This window comes from Shewanella sp. VB17, from assembly GCF_013248905.1.
Classification (GTDB): domain Bacteria; phylum Pseudomonadota; class Gammaproteobacteria; order Enterobacterales; family Shewanellaceae; genus Shewanella.
This window is the reverse complement of record NZ_JABRVS010000001.1, coordinates 2,716,937-2,733,412: the sequence shown is the minus strand read 5'-3', so window position 1 is coordinate 2,733,412 and position 16,476 is coordinate 2,716,937. Positions and strand designations below refer to the sequence as shown.

Here is a 16,476-nt window from a genome sequence, read left to right as displayed (position 1 = left end):
AACATACGATTAGAATGAGAATGTTTGTTTTACGTAAAGAGAATAATAATGAAAAATATTTCACTTGCACTTCAGGGAATTCAAATGCTCTTCGTTGCTTTTGGCGCACTCGTATTAATGCCATTGCTAACAGGACTAGATACTAATGTCGCCTTATTTACCGCAGGTTTAGGCACACTGCTATTCCAACTCATCACTCGGCGTCAAATTCCTATTTTCCTCGCCTCATCGTTCGCCTTTATCGCTCCTATTATGTATGGCGTACAAACATGGGGGATCCCCTCGACGATGGGAGGTTTAATGGCTGCTGGAGGTGTTTATTTAATCTTGGCAAGCTTGATAAAAATCAAAGGCGATGGGTTTATTAAACGTTTACTGCCGCCAGTTGTCGTTGCCCCTGTTATTATCGTTATTGGGCTAGGACTTGCCCCAGTTGCTGTCAATATGGCCTTAGGTAAAAGTGGTGATGGGTCAATCATATTAGTCGATCAGAACACGGCCCTTATCATTTCTCTCTCTGCGCTACTAAGCACTGTCATCATGGCAACTTTTGGTAAAGGTTTATTGAAACTAATGCCTATTTTAGCGGGTATACTCGTCGGCTATATGATGAGCTTATTATTTGGCATAATAGACTTCACATCAGTCATTACCGCAAGTTGGATTGCTATCCCAAATTTCATCGCCCCTGAATTTCATTGGCATGCCATCGCCTTTATGATCCCAGTCGCAATAGCCCCTGCAGTTGAGCATATTGGAGATATTCTTGCTATTTCCAATGTCACCGGAAAAGATTATCTAAAAAACCCTGGCTTACACCGCACAATTGCAGGAGACGGTTTAGCTACGATTGCCGCTGCTAGCTTTGGTGGTCCGCCCAATACCACTTACTCAGAAGTCACTGGCGCGGTAACATTAACCAAAAGCTTCAATCCTGTGATCATGACATGGGCAGCCGTTATCGCGATCATTCTCGCTTTTATCGGTAAATTAGGCGCGATTATGCAAACCATGCCAGTCCCTGTCATGGGGGGGATAATGTGTCTATTATTTGGATCAATTGCGGCTGTGGGCTTGAATACTTTAATTCGTCATCAGGTCGACCTCACTGAACCCAGAAATCTCTGTATCGTCGGTATCACTCTCGTCTTTGGGATCGGGGGAATGGCATTCGGCATAGGTTCATTTAGCCTAAGCGGCATTAGCTTGTGTGGTATCCTAGCCATTATCATGAACCTATTATTGCCTATGCCTAAAGAAACACCTTAAATGATTGATGGCAGTATCCATAGGAGTTTAGCACATCAATTATGCTGCTAAACTTCTTATCGCTTCGAGTTAATACGTCAACAATATTCAAGGTTTACAGCAATGACGATAATCACATGAAATACTAACACTTATACTTTAAAGTTCGATACCAGCCCATTTAATTCAGATGATCCTTGTTGGATCTGTTCACTGGTCTCACCAATTTGTACGCTTTTATGTTGATTATCGAGCGAAATATCATTAATTCGAGTAATGTTCATATTCAACTCTGCAATCACAGAGCTTTGCTCTTCCGTTGCCGTGGCAATTTGAATATTCATATCTGAAATAATACTAATAGAAGACTTGATCGTTTCTAAAGCATCGACAACTAATATTGTTTCTTCAACCGTTTGACTTGAGCATCCTTTAGCCCGTTCAACAGAGTCATTAACACAAAGAATTGACGATCGTAATTCATCAATAATACCGTTAATTTCTTGTGTTGATTCTTGGGTTTTACTGGCTAGGTTTCTGACTTCATCTGCTACAACAGCAAACCCCCTGCCAGCTTCCCCCGCTCTCGCTGCTTCGATTGCCGCATTCAATGCCAATAAATTGGTCTGCTCAGCGATCCCAACGATAACATCCAATATTTGGCCTATTTTACCTGAGCTGATCCTTAAACCTTCAGTGCCCGTGGCGGTGACGTCTAACTCTTTTGATAGTTCATTGATTCTTTTTACCGCATCGTCGACAACTAAGGTGGTTTTACTGGCCTCGGTATCTGCATCCGATGCATTTTCAGCAGCATTTTTTGCATTTGTCGCAATGTCAGTGGCTACCGATGACATCTCACAAATCGCAGTTGCAACACTTTCTGTCTCTGCTTGCATTTTCTTGGTCACGTCATTGGCTTCACTTGATATTTTAGCAAGACCACTAGCCAACTCTTGACTGTGTGAAACAGAATGTAATACAGATCCTACAACGCCTTGTATCTTAATGACAAAGGCATTGAAGTTAGTTGCCACCTCTTTTAACTCATCGTTACCAGATTCATTTAACCTTAATGTTAAGTCACCTTCACCTTTAGAGATGTTTTCTAACGCAAAAATAGTTTGCCTTAATGGCTGTGAAATACTCTGAGAAATAATGATTAAAATGAGCATCACAGGTAACCATACCAGCGTACCGATTAAAAAATATTGCCAAGCAAAAACCTCAAGCTGTTCTTTTATATCATCAACGTAGATCCCGGTCCCAACAATCCACCCCCAAGGTTGAAACTTTTTCACGACGGCTATTTTAGGCATGGGTTTATCTTCGTTGGGACGATGCCACATGTATTCGACTTTCGTGGATTCTTTTTTCTCTGTACCTGAAACCATGAGAGCAAAAAGTTTAACCCCATTGGGATCTTCAATTCCTAACACATTGGTGCCTACTAGTTTTTTAGCAAAACCATGCTGAACCAATATACCTTGGGTATCCACGCTCCAGTAATACTCTTTCCCGGCATACCTTAAAACGTCAAGTGCCAAAATCGCCCCTGCTTTGGCATCAGCTTCACTCATTATCCCTTGCTGAGCACTCTGATAATACTTTTCTACCACTTTGACACCGACATCGGCAAGTGACGCTAATTTTGCTTCTTTCTCTTTAAATAACAATTCATTGATATTATTTAATGCAAATAAAAACATTAATAGAGTGGCGACAAGAGAAAGCACTAGCATTAGCAATAAACGTTTTGATATTTTGGTTTTTCTAAACAAATCATTAGCAAGATTCAAAGTCCAACCTCAGCGATAAAGCACATTAAAACCCTGTATTAAGAATGGGTCAAAAATACCATTTGTCAAAATAGCATGTTGTCGCTAACACAACGCATTTTTAATGCTTTATGGTTCGTATAGGGAAGAGACCTACCCTCTTTAACACTAACGCCTGTTTACACTTCACTCATTGTGATCTTAACTCGATGAATTTTATTTTCAAACGTAAATAAAATGAAGAAAAAAACGTAGATAAAGGTAAACGTATCACTAATAACAAGCTTAAAAGCACAATATAAATGCTAGGTTCTATCACTTCCGATTTCACTGACCAATAGAAGTGGATCGGCACCAAAATAGCCAAAAGATACACACAATTATGAAGCTGTTGCCAACGTTTACCCATTTTTCGTCTAATCGATTTAAATGAAGTAACTGATAATGCAATCAAAATGATGTAAGAGAAAGTCCCTACTAATATGTACGGACGTTTTACGGTCTCACTCAATAGTAACGACCATTCAAACAACAAATCAAGACTAATAAACGAAGCAAGATGTAAGCTGGCATAAGCAAATACATAGAGACCAATCATACGTCTAGTTTGCAGCAGCGCACCCTGCTTAAATTTACGTGCAATAGGTGAAAGAGTCAGCAGGATGACTAAGGTGTTGAGCGCACCTATGCCAGTGTAATGAATAATAAACTGCACAGGATCGCCACCGGCTTTATCCATCAACACTGATCCAATTAAATAGACAATAGGCAAAATGGCGGTCAAATGGATAGCCAGCTTTAACCAAAAAACATGTTTCATTGTTAACCGCATTTATCACTCCAAAACCTATCCCATCAACACCACAAACAGCTTTCCTATCGATTCAACACAAGTTGAAAGCCCCCTTTAAAAATGCCGACGTAAATCGAGTCCTTGATAGAGTGCGCCAACTTGCTCTTCATATCCATTAAACGGAAGTGTTTTGATGCGTTTAGCTGAAAATAGCCCTCCCTCACCAATGCGCCTTTCACTGGCTTGAGACCAGCGAGGATGGTCCACGTTAGGGTTTACATTGGCATAAAAACCATACTCTTGAGGCGCTAATTGATTCCAGCTTGTCGGCGGACGCTTATCCATTACCCTGATCCTAACTAAAGATTTAATACTCTTAAACCCGTATTTCCAAGGAACGACTAAACGTATTGGAGCACCATTTTGTGGTGGTAATGTTTTACCATAAAGGCCGACAGCCAAAAATGATAAATCATTCATTGCCTCAGCGATGGTCAACCCTTCAATATAAGGATAATGGATCCCCCCCCCGACTAAGCGATTCTTTTGCCCGGGCATTTGTTCTGGATCAAACACAGTTTCAAACGCAACATACTTAGCTTTACTGGTTAGCTCTGCCTTTTTGAGTAACGCCGCTAAAGGGAATCCGACCCAAGGTATGACCATAGACCAAGCTTCGACACAACGTAAACGATAAGTGCGTTCTTCAAGGGCAATCAATTTAGTCAAATCATCCAAATCCAATGTGATCGGATGATCGACTTCCCCATCGATGACTAAGGACCAAGGATCAACCTTAAACCCTTGAGCATTATCAGCAGGATCTTGTTTATTGGTACCAAATTCATAAAAATTATTATGCTGAGTGACTTTTTCAAACGGTGTTTTAGGCTCTGTAACATCAAACCCTTTATTTGCCGTAAACGCCAGTGAAGAGGTCACAAAAGGCGCACCCGATTTACCGTTACCAAATAAGTCAAAAATACCAGCCTGTACATGACCAGGAATACTCGCTCCTAATGCCCCTAGCCCTAGAGCCTTGATGATATTACGGCGGTCATTAAATACCGATTCAGGCGTGATATCTGAACTCGTTAATGTATCCCAAGAAGATCTTTTTTTGACATGCATTGAATGCTCCTCATATTTTGCTTACCAGATAAGACCGTATTATCTTCGATTCAATTTCAAATAAATGACATATTGGATTAATCGTTCAATTTATGGATTAAAAAACATGGCTATTCTTTTATTATAGCTGCCAGTAAACAGCATTTTTTTTAGCACCAACATGATATTTCAGCAACACTGAACCAACATACGATTAAGAGTTACTCATTTACGCTTATCATACTTGAAGAACCTGAGCCAAAATGCGAATCTAATGCTCTCTTCTTTGACCAAGGCTATCTCTCATGCCCAATGACATCATGTTATCAGTTCCCGAAATCATCACGCTTACGGCAATCTCTTTTCTTTCAATCATGATAGGCGCACTTTTAAATCAAAAATTCACTCGTCGGCGTTGGGAAATCTCAACCGAACAAAAAGAAAATATCCATCAACAAGACATAGAACAACATAAACAAAACCTCCGACACAAAAACTCTATTTTGTCTGAGAAGGAGCAACTGTTAGAACAAGTACAATACAAACTTGAGCAACAATTGTCGGCATTAGGAAAAGCTCAAGCCGATGCTGAACGATGTGCAGGATTAGAAGCACAACTCAAAGAAATTCAACGTAAGTTAATGGAATCTCAACTCGCATTATCTAAATCAAATGCAATGCAACAAAACCTAACCGTTAAATTTAATGCTGAGCAACAGGCTCTTGAAGATAAGCTTCAATTGCTGGAAACTGCCGAAATAAGATTACATACACAGTTTGAAAACTTAGCCAATAAAATATTTGAAGAACGCTCAGAAAAATTTCAGCACCAGAACACCAATCAACTAGACTCAGTACTTGGCCCTTTTAAGCAACAACTTGAGGGGTTTAGAAAACAAGTCAGTGAATCTTATACAAATGAACAATCTCAGCGAAGCGCATTCAATCATCAACTTGAATCTCTCAAGGCACTGAATATGCAAATGAGCCAAGATGCCATCAATCTCACCAATGCTCTTAAAGGGGATAACAAGCAACAAGGTAACTGGGGAGAGGTCATTTTAGAACGTGTATTACAAGAAAGTGGTTTACGAGAAGGTCACGAATACGATACCCAAACTGATTTTAAAAATGATGAGGGTAAACATTTTAAACCTGATGTTATCGTGCATCTACCTGAAAATAAAGATGTTGTTGTTGATGCTAAAATGTCATTGGTAGCCTACGAACGTTACTTTAATAGTGATGATAGTGTGATACAGAAACAAGCAGTTAAAGAGCATGTGATCTCAGTACGCAGTCATATTAAAGGGCTCAGTAATAAAAATTACCAAAAGCTTCATGGAGTAACAAGCTTAGACTATGTGCTAATGTTTATCCCTTTAGAGCCTGCATTTTTACTTGCACTTGAACATGATCCTAGTCTCATTAACTATGCACTAGAGCACAACATCATGATAGTCAGCCCTACAAACCTATTGGTTGCCTTAAGAACCATCAATAATATTTGGCGTTACGAATACCAAAATCAAAATGCACAAGAGATCGCTAAGCAAGCAGGTAAAATATACGATAAACTTTGTGGCTATATCGAAGACATGGAAAAATTAGGCAGAGCCATAGAAGGAGCTGAAAAAAGCTATGCCAACGCGATGAACAAACTGTCAAAGGGTAAAGGGAATTTAGTCAAACAAGCACACCAAATGCAGCAACTTGGCGTCAACACCAGTAAACAACTCGATCAACGCATGCTAGAGCAGGCACTTGGTGACTACCAATTAGATGATAAGCAATTGAATTGAACTACACCTTGTTAGTTAAGCAAATAATGTGGATATAAAAAGGGATCAGTAAAATGCGGATGGAATTCAGTGCCATGCTAAAGCCGTTTGTTGGCAATATGTGTTCTGTGCTACTTGTGCTTGCCAGCGTCACACTAGTAAGTAGTGCTAACGCAAATTTACTGACCCAAGATCAACAAAATTATCTCGATGCTCGTACCGCGTTATCTGAACATCAGATGAAAAAGTATGATCATTTAAGGACACAATTAGCTCATTACCCATTAAATGTGTACCTCGACTTTCATGCCAATACCAACACCATACTCAACCTCAAGGGAAAAGCAGCAGATAAAGCCCTTGAACCCTTTAAAGAGACGCCTCTTTTTAATACCATAAGATACCGTTATTTGCTTCGAACAGGCAATCAAAAGCGCTGGAATGATTTCTTAACCATCAGCCCTGCGCTACCTAATAATGTTACCTTACAGTGTTATTATTACCGAGCTAAACTGTTTAAAGGTGACACAAAACTAGCTTATAAGGGGGCGACATCACTTTGGTTGTATGGCCGATCACGACCAAAAGCCTGCGATCCTTTATTCCATTCTTGGGAAAAATCAGGTGGGATAACACAACCCTTGCTCTGGTCTCGTATGCTATTAAGTTTTAATGCCAATCAAAAGGGATTACTTAGCTACCTCTCCCGAAAAGTCACTCATCAGCAAAAAGCAATGAAGACAATGCTGGCCGTTTATAAAGATCCCAGACGCTTACGTCATACACAACGATTTTCTGCTTCAGCAAAAATTTATGCTGAGATTGTCAGTGCTGGTTTAAGAAAATTAGCACGAAAAGATCTTAAGCAAGCCATTAAGCTTTATGCCAACTACCAAAAAAACGACCGTTTCTCCGATGTTCAAGGACGAGAACTCAGCCGTTACCTCGTTAAACGGGTCATTATACAACAAGAAGAACAACTAAAAGGGTATGTCGATACCCTACTCCCCCTGCTTGACAGTGATGATCTGGTGGAGTTAAGGCTAAGATGGGCAATACGTCAACATGACCACCAATCCACAACAAAATACTTATCCTTATTAAGTGAGCAAACACGTGCGAAATCAAGATGGCAATACTGGCTATCAAGAAACACCGATCACAACACGCAAGAGCGCGTTAGTATCCTCACCCCCCTGAGTCAGCAACGTAACTTTTATGGTTTTTCTGCAGCAAACGAACTGAAACTAGAATATAAATTGCAACATAAAAAAACGATGAGTGATCCACTTATTCGTCAAAAAATATCTCAGGATAAAGGGCTTGATCGTGTTATAGAACTGCTGGCCTTAGATAAAACCATTGATGCTAGAGAGGAATGGCTACTCATGTTAAAGCGCCATAATAAAGCCATGCAAAAAGAATATGCTGTGTTAGCTTTTGAAAATCAATGGCACTCACTGGGAGTACAGGCCAGCATACAAGGTCAATTATGGAACGACATGAGTATCCGCTTTCCATTCGCAGCAGATGTCGATTTTGTCAATGCCAGTAAAAAACAACAAGTCGATATTGATGAACTCAGGGCCATTGCTCGACGCGAAAGTGCGTTTTATGACTACGCGACATCAGGGGCTGGAGCCAGAGGGCTCATGCAATTAATGCCGGCAACGGCCAAAGAAATAGCCAAAAAAGAAAAAATTCAATATAAAGGATATCGGAGCCTATACCAGCCAAATACCAACGTGCGCTTAGGTAGCGCCTACTATGCTCGTTTACTTAACCAATTTAACCATAACCGAGTGTTGGCCACTGCGGCCTACAACGCAGGTCCTCGTAGCGTAAAACGTTGGTTAAAAGAATCTGATGGTCAACTCAATGTCATTGAATTTATTGAATCTCTTCCCTTTTCAGAAACACGAGAATATGTACAAGCTGTGCTGAGTTATCGAGTAATTTATCAAGTTAAGCAAGATAAAGTACCTGAATTATTTTCAGCTGCAGAATTAAATTTTAAATATTGAATCATTTGTTTACTTCAAAAATATACCCTATGCACCTGTATCCCCAAAATGTTAAATACTTAAACTAAACTGGATCATACCTAAGGTTTATCCCATAGTAAGTTTACCGCATAGTTAATCCATTGCGTCGCGGTAAGGGAATAGGATGGCACAACAAAATATAGCGCAGATAATTAAGCAGCTAAACACAGTATTGCTAGGAAAGCCGGTACAAATACAATTAGCCATGACTTGCATTCTAGCTAAAGGTCATCTACTTATCGAAGATCTTCCAGGTATGGGTAAAACCAGCCTGTCGCATGGTCTCGCCCAAACCTTAGGGTTGAGCTACCAAAGACTTCAGTTTACCAGTGATATGTTACCGGCCGATATTTTAGGCGTTTCCATATTCGACAGTGAACAATCACAATTTATTTTCCATCCAGGGCCTATTTTCAAACAAATGGTGCTTGCTGATGAGATCAATAGAGCCAGCCCAAAAACACAAAGTGCACTGCTTGAAGCCATGGCGGAACATCAAATCACTGTCGATGGGATCACTCACCCTTTGCCAACGCCTTTTTTTGTTATCGCCACTCAAAATCCCAGCGAACAATCAGGCACTTTCCCCTTACCGGAATCTCAACTGGATCGATTTATGATGCGACTCTCGATTGGCTACCCTTGTGCAGATGCTGAAATGGCCATGCTGAAAAACCATGTCCAATCTCCTCAAATAACCACACTACCCCAATGCATTACTCAAATTGAACTCGCACAATTACAAAAAATGGTTGATAAAGTCAGTGCATCTGATGCCTTGTTAGGCTATATTTTAGCGCTAATCAATGCATCACGTGCCCATAAAGAAGGGTTTGGTCTCTCTCCCAGAGCAAGTAAAGCACTATTGCAAGCAGCAAAAGCGTGGGCCTTCATTCAGGGACGTACTTATCTAGTACCTGAAGATGTACAAGCGGTATTTACTTCAGTAGCAGAACATAGGATCCGTAGCAGTAGCCAACAGCAAGGCGAGGCTATTTCACAAAAGATTCTCTTTAATATCAATCCAATACTATAACTATTTGTCATTAGCATTATGATAAAAAAACAAAATCGACTAATACACTGGTTTAATCGATGGGTAATAAAACGATTGCCATCGTCACCTATCATCACACTCACCCATAAAAGTGTGTTTATTTTACCAACAGGATTTGGTCTATTATGGTTATTACTCGTATTACTGCTCTTCATCTTTGGCACTAACTATCAAAACAATTTAGTCATTGGGTTAAGCTTACTTTTATTGAGCGTATTTAATACCTGCATCATATACAGTTACCGAAACTTAGCAGGACTGACAATATCATCAACACCTTCCCCTCAAGCTTATGCGGGAGACACGCTGGTTTTCCCTGTTCGCCTACAAGCCAAACAAACGCAATTTGAAGTGTTAGTCAATTATCCAGATAATCAAGTAAAGATCATCACCAGAGTGACTCATGAGCCTATCATCTCACTCATTCCTTTTGATAATGCACACCGAGGGCACATTTCTCCTGGCAGGCTAAACATTGAATCTCGTTATCCTCTGGGTTTATGCAGAGCCTGGTCCAATGTCGATTTAGGCAATCAACACACTGTCTTTGCCTGCCCATTAGAGACTAGAGAACGGCTCACACATGATGATAGCCAGATCACTCATGATATCGGTGGACATATTCCAGGCGTGGATGAATTTAAAGGATTAAAACAACATGTTGCAGGTGAATCCCTTCGCCAAATAGCTTGGAAACAACTCGCTCAAGGTCGAGGAATGTTAAGTAAAGAATTTCAACAGCCTCAAGGACCCCCCCAATGGCTCACATTAACAAATCTAGTACGTGCAGATATTGAAACCAGATTAAGCCAATTAACCAGTGCAGTGGATTCATTAAGTGAACAAAATCAAATTTTTGGACTAATATTAGGCGAGCGCATCATTACTCCCTCCGAAGGTGAAGCTCATAGGATTGAATGTTTACAAGCACTTGCGCTTGTCCCCAATCTCCCTGAGAGCAGTAATGAGTGACACACTGCATGAGATTATTTCCCGCCACAGTTTACTGTGGCTTCTGGTCATTAATGTCACCATATTAATCCCTTTACATGACAAGCTCACCCCGTGGAGCCTAGCCATTTATGGGATCTGCCTACTGTGGCGCCTCGGTATTTTTATTGGTAAAGTCGCCAAGCCGCCTCATTTTTTGGTCACATCTTTGGCATTAGCCTCTGCGCTCACATTGGCCTTAATTAGTCACCAAATAGGTCTACTTAACGGACTTATTAACCTACTTATCCTAGGTTATGCACTTAAAAACATCGAAATGAAAGAAAGACGAGATGTACGCATCGTCGTGCTAGTAGGCTATTTTCTTATTGCCATCACTTTTATTAACCAACAATCTATCTTATATGCAAGCCTTCTCAGCCTAGTTACTATTATCAATACCTGTGTGTTAGTCAGCCTTTATCATGAAGATGATAACATCAAAGAAACGGCTAAAATGGGTACAAAGCTCATATTACAAAGTTTACCTTTAGCGGCTCTGCTTTTTATCGTTTTGCCTAAATTATCACCTTTATGGTTAATACCACAAAGCAATTCTGGCAATACCGGACTATCTAATCAAGTTCATTTCGGGGATATAAAAAAACTAACGCGCTCTGCAGCGCTGGCATTTCGAGCCGATTTTGGCTTCAATCCTCCAGCAAATCCTCTATTATATTGGCGTGCACTAGTAATGGAAAACTATGATGGACAAACATGGACGCAGCATACAAGCATGAGTGATATAGAAAAAAATGTTGCCTTTGCTGTCCCTAGCAAACAAAAAGCGACTGGTAATGCTCTGAACTATAGCGTCATTGCTCAACCCAGCGGTCAACATTGGCTATTTGGTCTTGATGTCGCCTTCAGTGAACATAGCAACATCATCAACTTGCCCGATCATCGACTCTACGCAAAAAGAAGCATAGATCAGCCATTTCAATACTCGGTTCAATCTTATCTGAGTTCCCCTATGGATTTAACACTCCATGACACAGTGAAACAAATAAATTTAGCGCTACCGGAAAAAAATAATCCAAAAACACGTTTATTTGCTGAAAACTTAACACGAGAATACCCGGAGCCAAACAATCGATTACTGGCCCTAATGAGCTATTTTAATCAAGAGAATTACTATTACACCTTAACGCCACCAGCCGTAGGTCCTCAGCAAATCGATGATTTTCTATTTGAAAATAAGGCCGGGTTTTGTGAACATTACGCCAGCTCATTCGTCTTTATCTCCAGAGCAACAGGCATACCAGCCAGGCTAGTGACAGGCTATCAAGGTGGTGAATGGAACCAGCAAGCTGGCTACCTTAACGTGTATCAATATATGGCACATGCTTGGGCTGAAGTCTGGCTTGAAGGCAAAGGCTGGGTTAGATTTGATCCTACCGCGATGATCGCCCCAGAGCGTGTATTACAAGGATTCGATGCTTTCTTTCAACCAGAAGCGAGTTATCTACTCGACAGTCCTTTTAGTTCTTTAAGGCTGAGAGACTTCCCCTTGCTCAATACACTGAGGATATCGTTAGACAGTCTAGATTACTATTGGAGCGTATGGGTATTGGGCTTTGACTCAAAAAAACAAACACATGTACTTCAACAAATGTTAGGAGAAGTGACACAAGAAAAGTTATCCTTATTGATGTTGTTTACCATGGCTTTGATCAGCCTGACTATCGCCTACAGTGCAGGATTATTGACTTTCAAGTCCCCCCCCGAGACTTATTCAACCGCTTATCTGAAGATCTGTGCTCTTTTTGAAAAAAATGGCATCCCTCGAAATCTCAATGACGGGCCGCTGACGTACAGTAAAAAAGTGGCATTATCACTGCCCACCATTGCCCCTGAGTTCACCTTACTGACCCACTATTACATCGCCTTAAAATACCAATCTTTATCTGAAGATAATGAACAAGAAATAAAAAAATTGTTTATTTCACTTTTTAAGAAGATAAAAAAACAGCTCTAATCCTAGAAAGCATTCATTAAGCGCATTTATTCTCTGTAAAAACATCGGTTCTATTGGACTTGCTAAACCAAACACATAGAATAGTTAACGTCGATGTTCGTTAACATCATTTAATGCTTATCCTTATTTTCCGTAGGTATGTTAATGCTCTATCTTGTTCAATCGAATCGAATGGAATCCCTTTCAGCATTGCTCGCCAGCGAGCTACAAACGCCCATGCCGGAGATGTCGCTCTTAATGCCAGAGCAAATATTGGTGCAAAGCCCAGGCATGTCTACTTGGCTAAGAATGGAAATTGCGAATAAAAATAAGATAGCCGCAGCATTGGAATTCCCGTTACCCTCAAGTTTTATTTGGCAATTGTGCCATCTCTTGCTGCCTGATGTCCCTAAAGAAAATGCCTTTACAAAACCGGCCATGACATGGAAACTCATGGCGTTATTACCAAGTTTACTTAACATAGATGTATTTGCTCCATTACAAAATTACTTCAATGATCATGCACTTCCTGATGAAGCGACTAACCCCATAGAAAACCCACTAAAATTATTTCAGCTGTGTGGTCAAATAGCCGATATCTTCGATCAGTATTTGGTCTATCGCCCCGATTGGATAGCCGCGTGGGAAGCTAATGAGGTCAATTTACCTCCAAAGAATGACACACTCGCCCCTGCTCAAGCATGGCAACCTATTTTATGGCGCGCCCTTATCGAATTTAACAACCAGCACCTTAATAAGAGCCGTTATCACAGAGCAAATCTACACCAGTCTTTATTTGATGCATTGAATGATCCCAATACCTGCCTTGATGGCCTGCCAAAACGTTTATTCGTTTTTGGGATCTCATCCATGGCACCACAAACCTTAGACGTCCTCTACCATTTAGCCACACGTATCGATGTGATCATGCTTAATTTAAGCCCATGCCAGCACTATTGGGGCGATATTGTCGATCCCCGCCTTCGAGCTCGCATGGCACTCGAGTACGCCAACAAGCATAAACTTGAAGCTCAATGGGAAGATAAACTTGAGGTCGGTAATCCCCTGTTGGCCAATAACGGCAAAATGGGACGTGAGCTGCTCGATCTTATTTTAGAACTCCCCGCAGAGCACACTAATTTTAATTTCGAATCCTACCAAGATCCGGGGACAGCCAATGTACTGCAGGGTGTGCAACATGACATTCTCGAACTCGAAACTCGTGGCAAAAGTTTAGGTCCCGATGCATCACTTTACCTGACGCTCGATGGACGTCGAATACTGACTAAAACTGATGATTCTATTACCCTCAGAAGTTGCCACAGCCCACTGCGCGAAATTGAAACCTTACACGACCACCTGTTAGACATGCTCTCACGTGAAGATCCCCATTCAAATGGACCGTTACTGGCAAAAGACATCGTCATCATGTTGCCCGATGTTGCTGCTTACGCCCCTTATATTGATGCTGTATTTTCTGCAAAACAAGGCGCACATTACATCTCTTACGCCATTGCAGACCGAGGTGCTGCTCAAGAATCGCCCTTAATTAATAGTTTTTTGCACATTTTATCCATCAATCAAAGCCGCTTCGGCTTAACAGACATATTGGGTATTTTAGAAGTACCTGCGGTACTCAGGCGCTTTGAGCTTAACGATGATGCTTTGATCATGATCCGTCATTGGCTTGAACGGGCTCAAGTACGTTGGGGGAGAAATGAACGCAGTCGTGTTGCACAATCATTGCCAGCATTTGATAAAAACTCATGGGCATTCGGCATTAAACGTCTCATATTAGGCTATGCCTTTAGCGATGATGCTGCGCTCTATCAAGACAGTTTGATTGTCGCTGGCATCGAAGGGCAATCAGCACAAGCACTGGGTAAGTTACTTAACTTTATCGAAGCGTTAGATCAGATCCAACACGCGCTGGCCGAAACCTGTTCTATCGATGAACGTATGACACAGCTGGCTCAGTTACTGGAAGACTTTTATGAGGTCGATGATGAAGAACGTGTGCAACTGCAAGCGATACGTGAAGCCATAAGCAAATTAAAAACCGAGCTGCTTGATGCTGGCCAAGTCACGCCCCTCAATACTCAAGTGCTGCAAAACTGGTTTAGCAGCACCTTAAGTGAATCCCGTGTGGGCCAACGATATTTAGCCGGCAGTGTTAACTTTTGTACCTTGATGCCCATGCGCTCTATCCCATTTAAAGTGGTGTGTCTGGTCGGCATGAATGACGGTGTTTACCCTAGAGTTCAGCACCCTGTCGGATTTGATTTAGTGGCACAGTTTGCTCCCCGTAGAGGCGACCGATCACGCCGTTTAGATGATAGATATCTTTTTTTAGAAGCCGTACTCTCAGCCAGAGAACAGCTTTATATCAGCTATATTGGTCATAGTGAGCGGGATAATTCAGAACGTATCCCTTCTATGCTTGTCTCTGAATTGCTTGAATATTGTCAACTGTGTTATCTGCCTGAGGCGTTTGGAGATGAACAACACAATGAAACTGATATTGCTGCCATAGAAAAAACCATTCACCAACAATTACTTATTGAACAGCCGTTGCAGCCTTTCGATGCACGCCTTTATCACCCACAAAAACTTGAACAATCAATCCATCATTTACCTAAACAAAGTTACTCAGCTCAATGGTGCCCAGCAGCATTTAATCGTGCGGCATTGAATGCTACTCCCCCTTTTATTGAACATGGAATACGCATCTCTCAAGCACCTGAAGTCATCGACACTGAAGCAGACAGAGAACTGGAAGTCTCTGCCCTTATTCGCTTTTTCCGTAATCCGGCACAGTACTTTTTTAATCGCAGTCTTAAAGTCGACTTAGGGGTCAATATTCAAGCTGATGACAATGATGAACCTTTCAGCCTGAACGCTTTGGAGCGTTATAAGCTACAGGCTAATTTACTCGATAATACCATCTCTCAAAAACTTGATACACCTGATGAAGTGTTACTGCAACGCTTAAAAGCCAGCGGTGAACTGCCACTTCACCCTTTTGATGATCTGCTGCTTAATCAATATCGGCATGACATTCAGCCACTTATTGGCCGTACTCTTTATCTTCAAGGTGAGAGCCAAAAGTCGCTGGATATTAAACTCACGTTCAACCAAGTGGACGGTGTGGAGCAAGTCATGACTCTGGTTGGACGCATTGACAACCTGTGTGCTAAGGGGCTAGTCAATTATCGACCTGGCACCGCTAACGGACGCGATCTTATTCGTGTCTACATCCGTCATTTGTGCCTCTGTGCCATGGGGGTCGATGATATCAATACAGGCCAGAACAGCACCAAACACCTTATCAGTTATTTACTCGATATTGGTTATTTCCATGCTTTCCATCCAGTGAGCCCAGATCAAGCCAAGGCGCAATTAAGCCTTTGGCTTCAGCACTTCCAATCAGGGCAAACACACCCGTTAATGTTTATGCCAAAAACCGCCTTGGCTTATGTCGAAGCCGAAGGTAACCATGACGATAAACTTATCGAAGCGAAAAGTCAGTGGATAGATGAACAAAGCCAGCTGGGTGAAGGATTTGAGCCCCATTATCAACGACTTTTTCGTTTTCCAGAAGATTTCTCAGAAGATAAATTTGGCCACATTGCCATCACGCTGCTTAGCCCCATGTTGAGTCTCTATCATCGAGATAAACTAAGCCAGCTGTCTACTTTTGTCGAAGAGGGGGCGTAA

10 protein-coding genes are annotated in these 16,476 nt (G+C 41.3%); 7 read left to right on the top strand and 3 right to left on the bottom strand.

What is annotated here, in order from left to right; translation table 11 throughout:
* Nucleotides 1–48: 48 nt before the first annotated feature.
* Complete coding sequence (locus HQQ94_RS11710) at nucleotides 49–1,269, top strand: uracil-xanthine permease family protein (protein WP_173294590.1); 1,221 nt, start codon at nucleotides 49–51, stop codon at nucleotides 1,267–1,269.
* 131 nt (nucleotides 1,270–1,400) lie between these two features.
* On the opposite strand, the gene HQQ94_RS11705 is transcribed toward HQQ94_RS11710, so the two are convergent.
* From HQQ94_RS11705 to msrP, 3 genes are all read right to left on the bottom strand, one after another.
* Nucleotides 1,401–3,047: a methyl-accepting chemotaxis protein gene (locus HQQ94_RS11705; RefSeq protein WP_173294589.1), complete on the bottom strand. Its 1,647-nt coding sequence runs from the start codon at nucleotides 3,045–3,047 to the stop codon at nucleotides 1,401–1,403.
* Nucleotides 3,048–3,216: 169 nt separating this feature from the next.
* Nucleotides 3,217–3,858: a protein-methionine-sulfoxide reductase heme-binding subunit MsrQ gene (gene msrQ, locus HQQ94_RS11700; protein WP_173294588.1), complete on the bottom strand. Its 642-nt coding sequence runs from the start codon at nucleotides 3,856–3,858 to the stop codon at nucleotides 3,217–3,219.
* Between the two features lie 75 nt (nucleotides 3,859–3,933).
* A complete protein-coding gene (gene msrP / locus HQQ94_RS11695) occupies nucleotides 3,934–4,950 on the bottom strand; it encodes a protein-methionine-sulfoxide reductase catalytic subunit MsrP (RefSeq protein ID WP_173294587.1) in 1,017 nt (338 codons plus the stop codon).
* 284 nt (nucleotides 4,951–5,234) lie between these two features.
* On the opposite strand from msrP, the gene rmuC reads away from it, so the two are divergent.
* The 6 genes from rmuC (at nucleotide 5,235) to recC (ending at nucleotide 16,476) form a co-directional block, all read left to right on the top strand.
* On the top strand, nucleotides 5,235–6,731 hold the full coding sequence (gene rmuC, locus HQQ94_RS11690; protein ID WP_173294586.1) for a DNA recombination protein RmuC: 1,497 nt from the start codon (nucleotides 5,235–5,237) through the stop codon (nucleotides 6,729–6,731).
* Between the two features lie 98 nt (nucleotides 6,732–6,829).
* Nucleotides 6,830–8,734 carry a transglycosylase SLT domain-containing protein gene (locus HQQ94_RS11685; protein ID WP_173296622.1) on the top strand — a complete coding sequence of 635 codons (1,905 nt, stop codon included), beginning with the start codon at nucleotides 6,830–6,832 and terminating at the stop codon, nucleotides 8,732–8,734.
* Between the two features lie 145 nt (nucleotides 8,735–8,879).
* Nucleotides 8,880–9,791 carry a MoxR family ATPase gene (locus HQQ94_RS11680; protein ID WP_173294585.1) on the top strand — a complete coding sequence of 304 codons (912 nt, stop codon included), beginning with the start codon at nucleotides 8,880–8,882 and terminating at the stop codon, nucleotides 9,789–9,791.
* Nucleotides 9,792–9,866: 75 nt separating this feature from the next.
* Nucleotides 9,867–10,784 (top strand): DUF58 domain-containing protein, encoded by a 918-nt coding sequence (locus HQQ94_RS11675; RefSeq protein WP_254304046.1) that lies wholly within the window; start codon nucleotides 9,867–9,869, stop codon nucleotides 10,782–10,784.
* Complete coding sequence (locus HQQ94_RS11670; RefSeq protein WP_173294583.1) at nucleotides 10,777–12,780, top strand: DUF3488 and transglutaminase-like domain-containing protein; 2,004 nt, start codon at nucleotides 10,777–10,779, stop codon at nucleotides 12,778–12,780. The genes HQQ94_RS11675 and HQQ94_RS11670 overlap by 8 nt, the downstream gene beginning before the upstream one ends.
* Before the next feature lie 144 nt (nucleotides 12,781–12,924).
* The gene (gene recC / locus HQQ94_RS11665) at nucleotides 12,925–16,476 is read left to right on the top strand and encodes an exodeoxyribonuclease V subunit gamma (RefSeq protein WP_173294582.1); all 3,552 of its coding nucleotides are present in this window, start codon (nucleotides 12,925–12,927) and stop codon (nucleotides 16,474–16,476) included.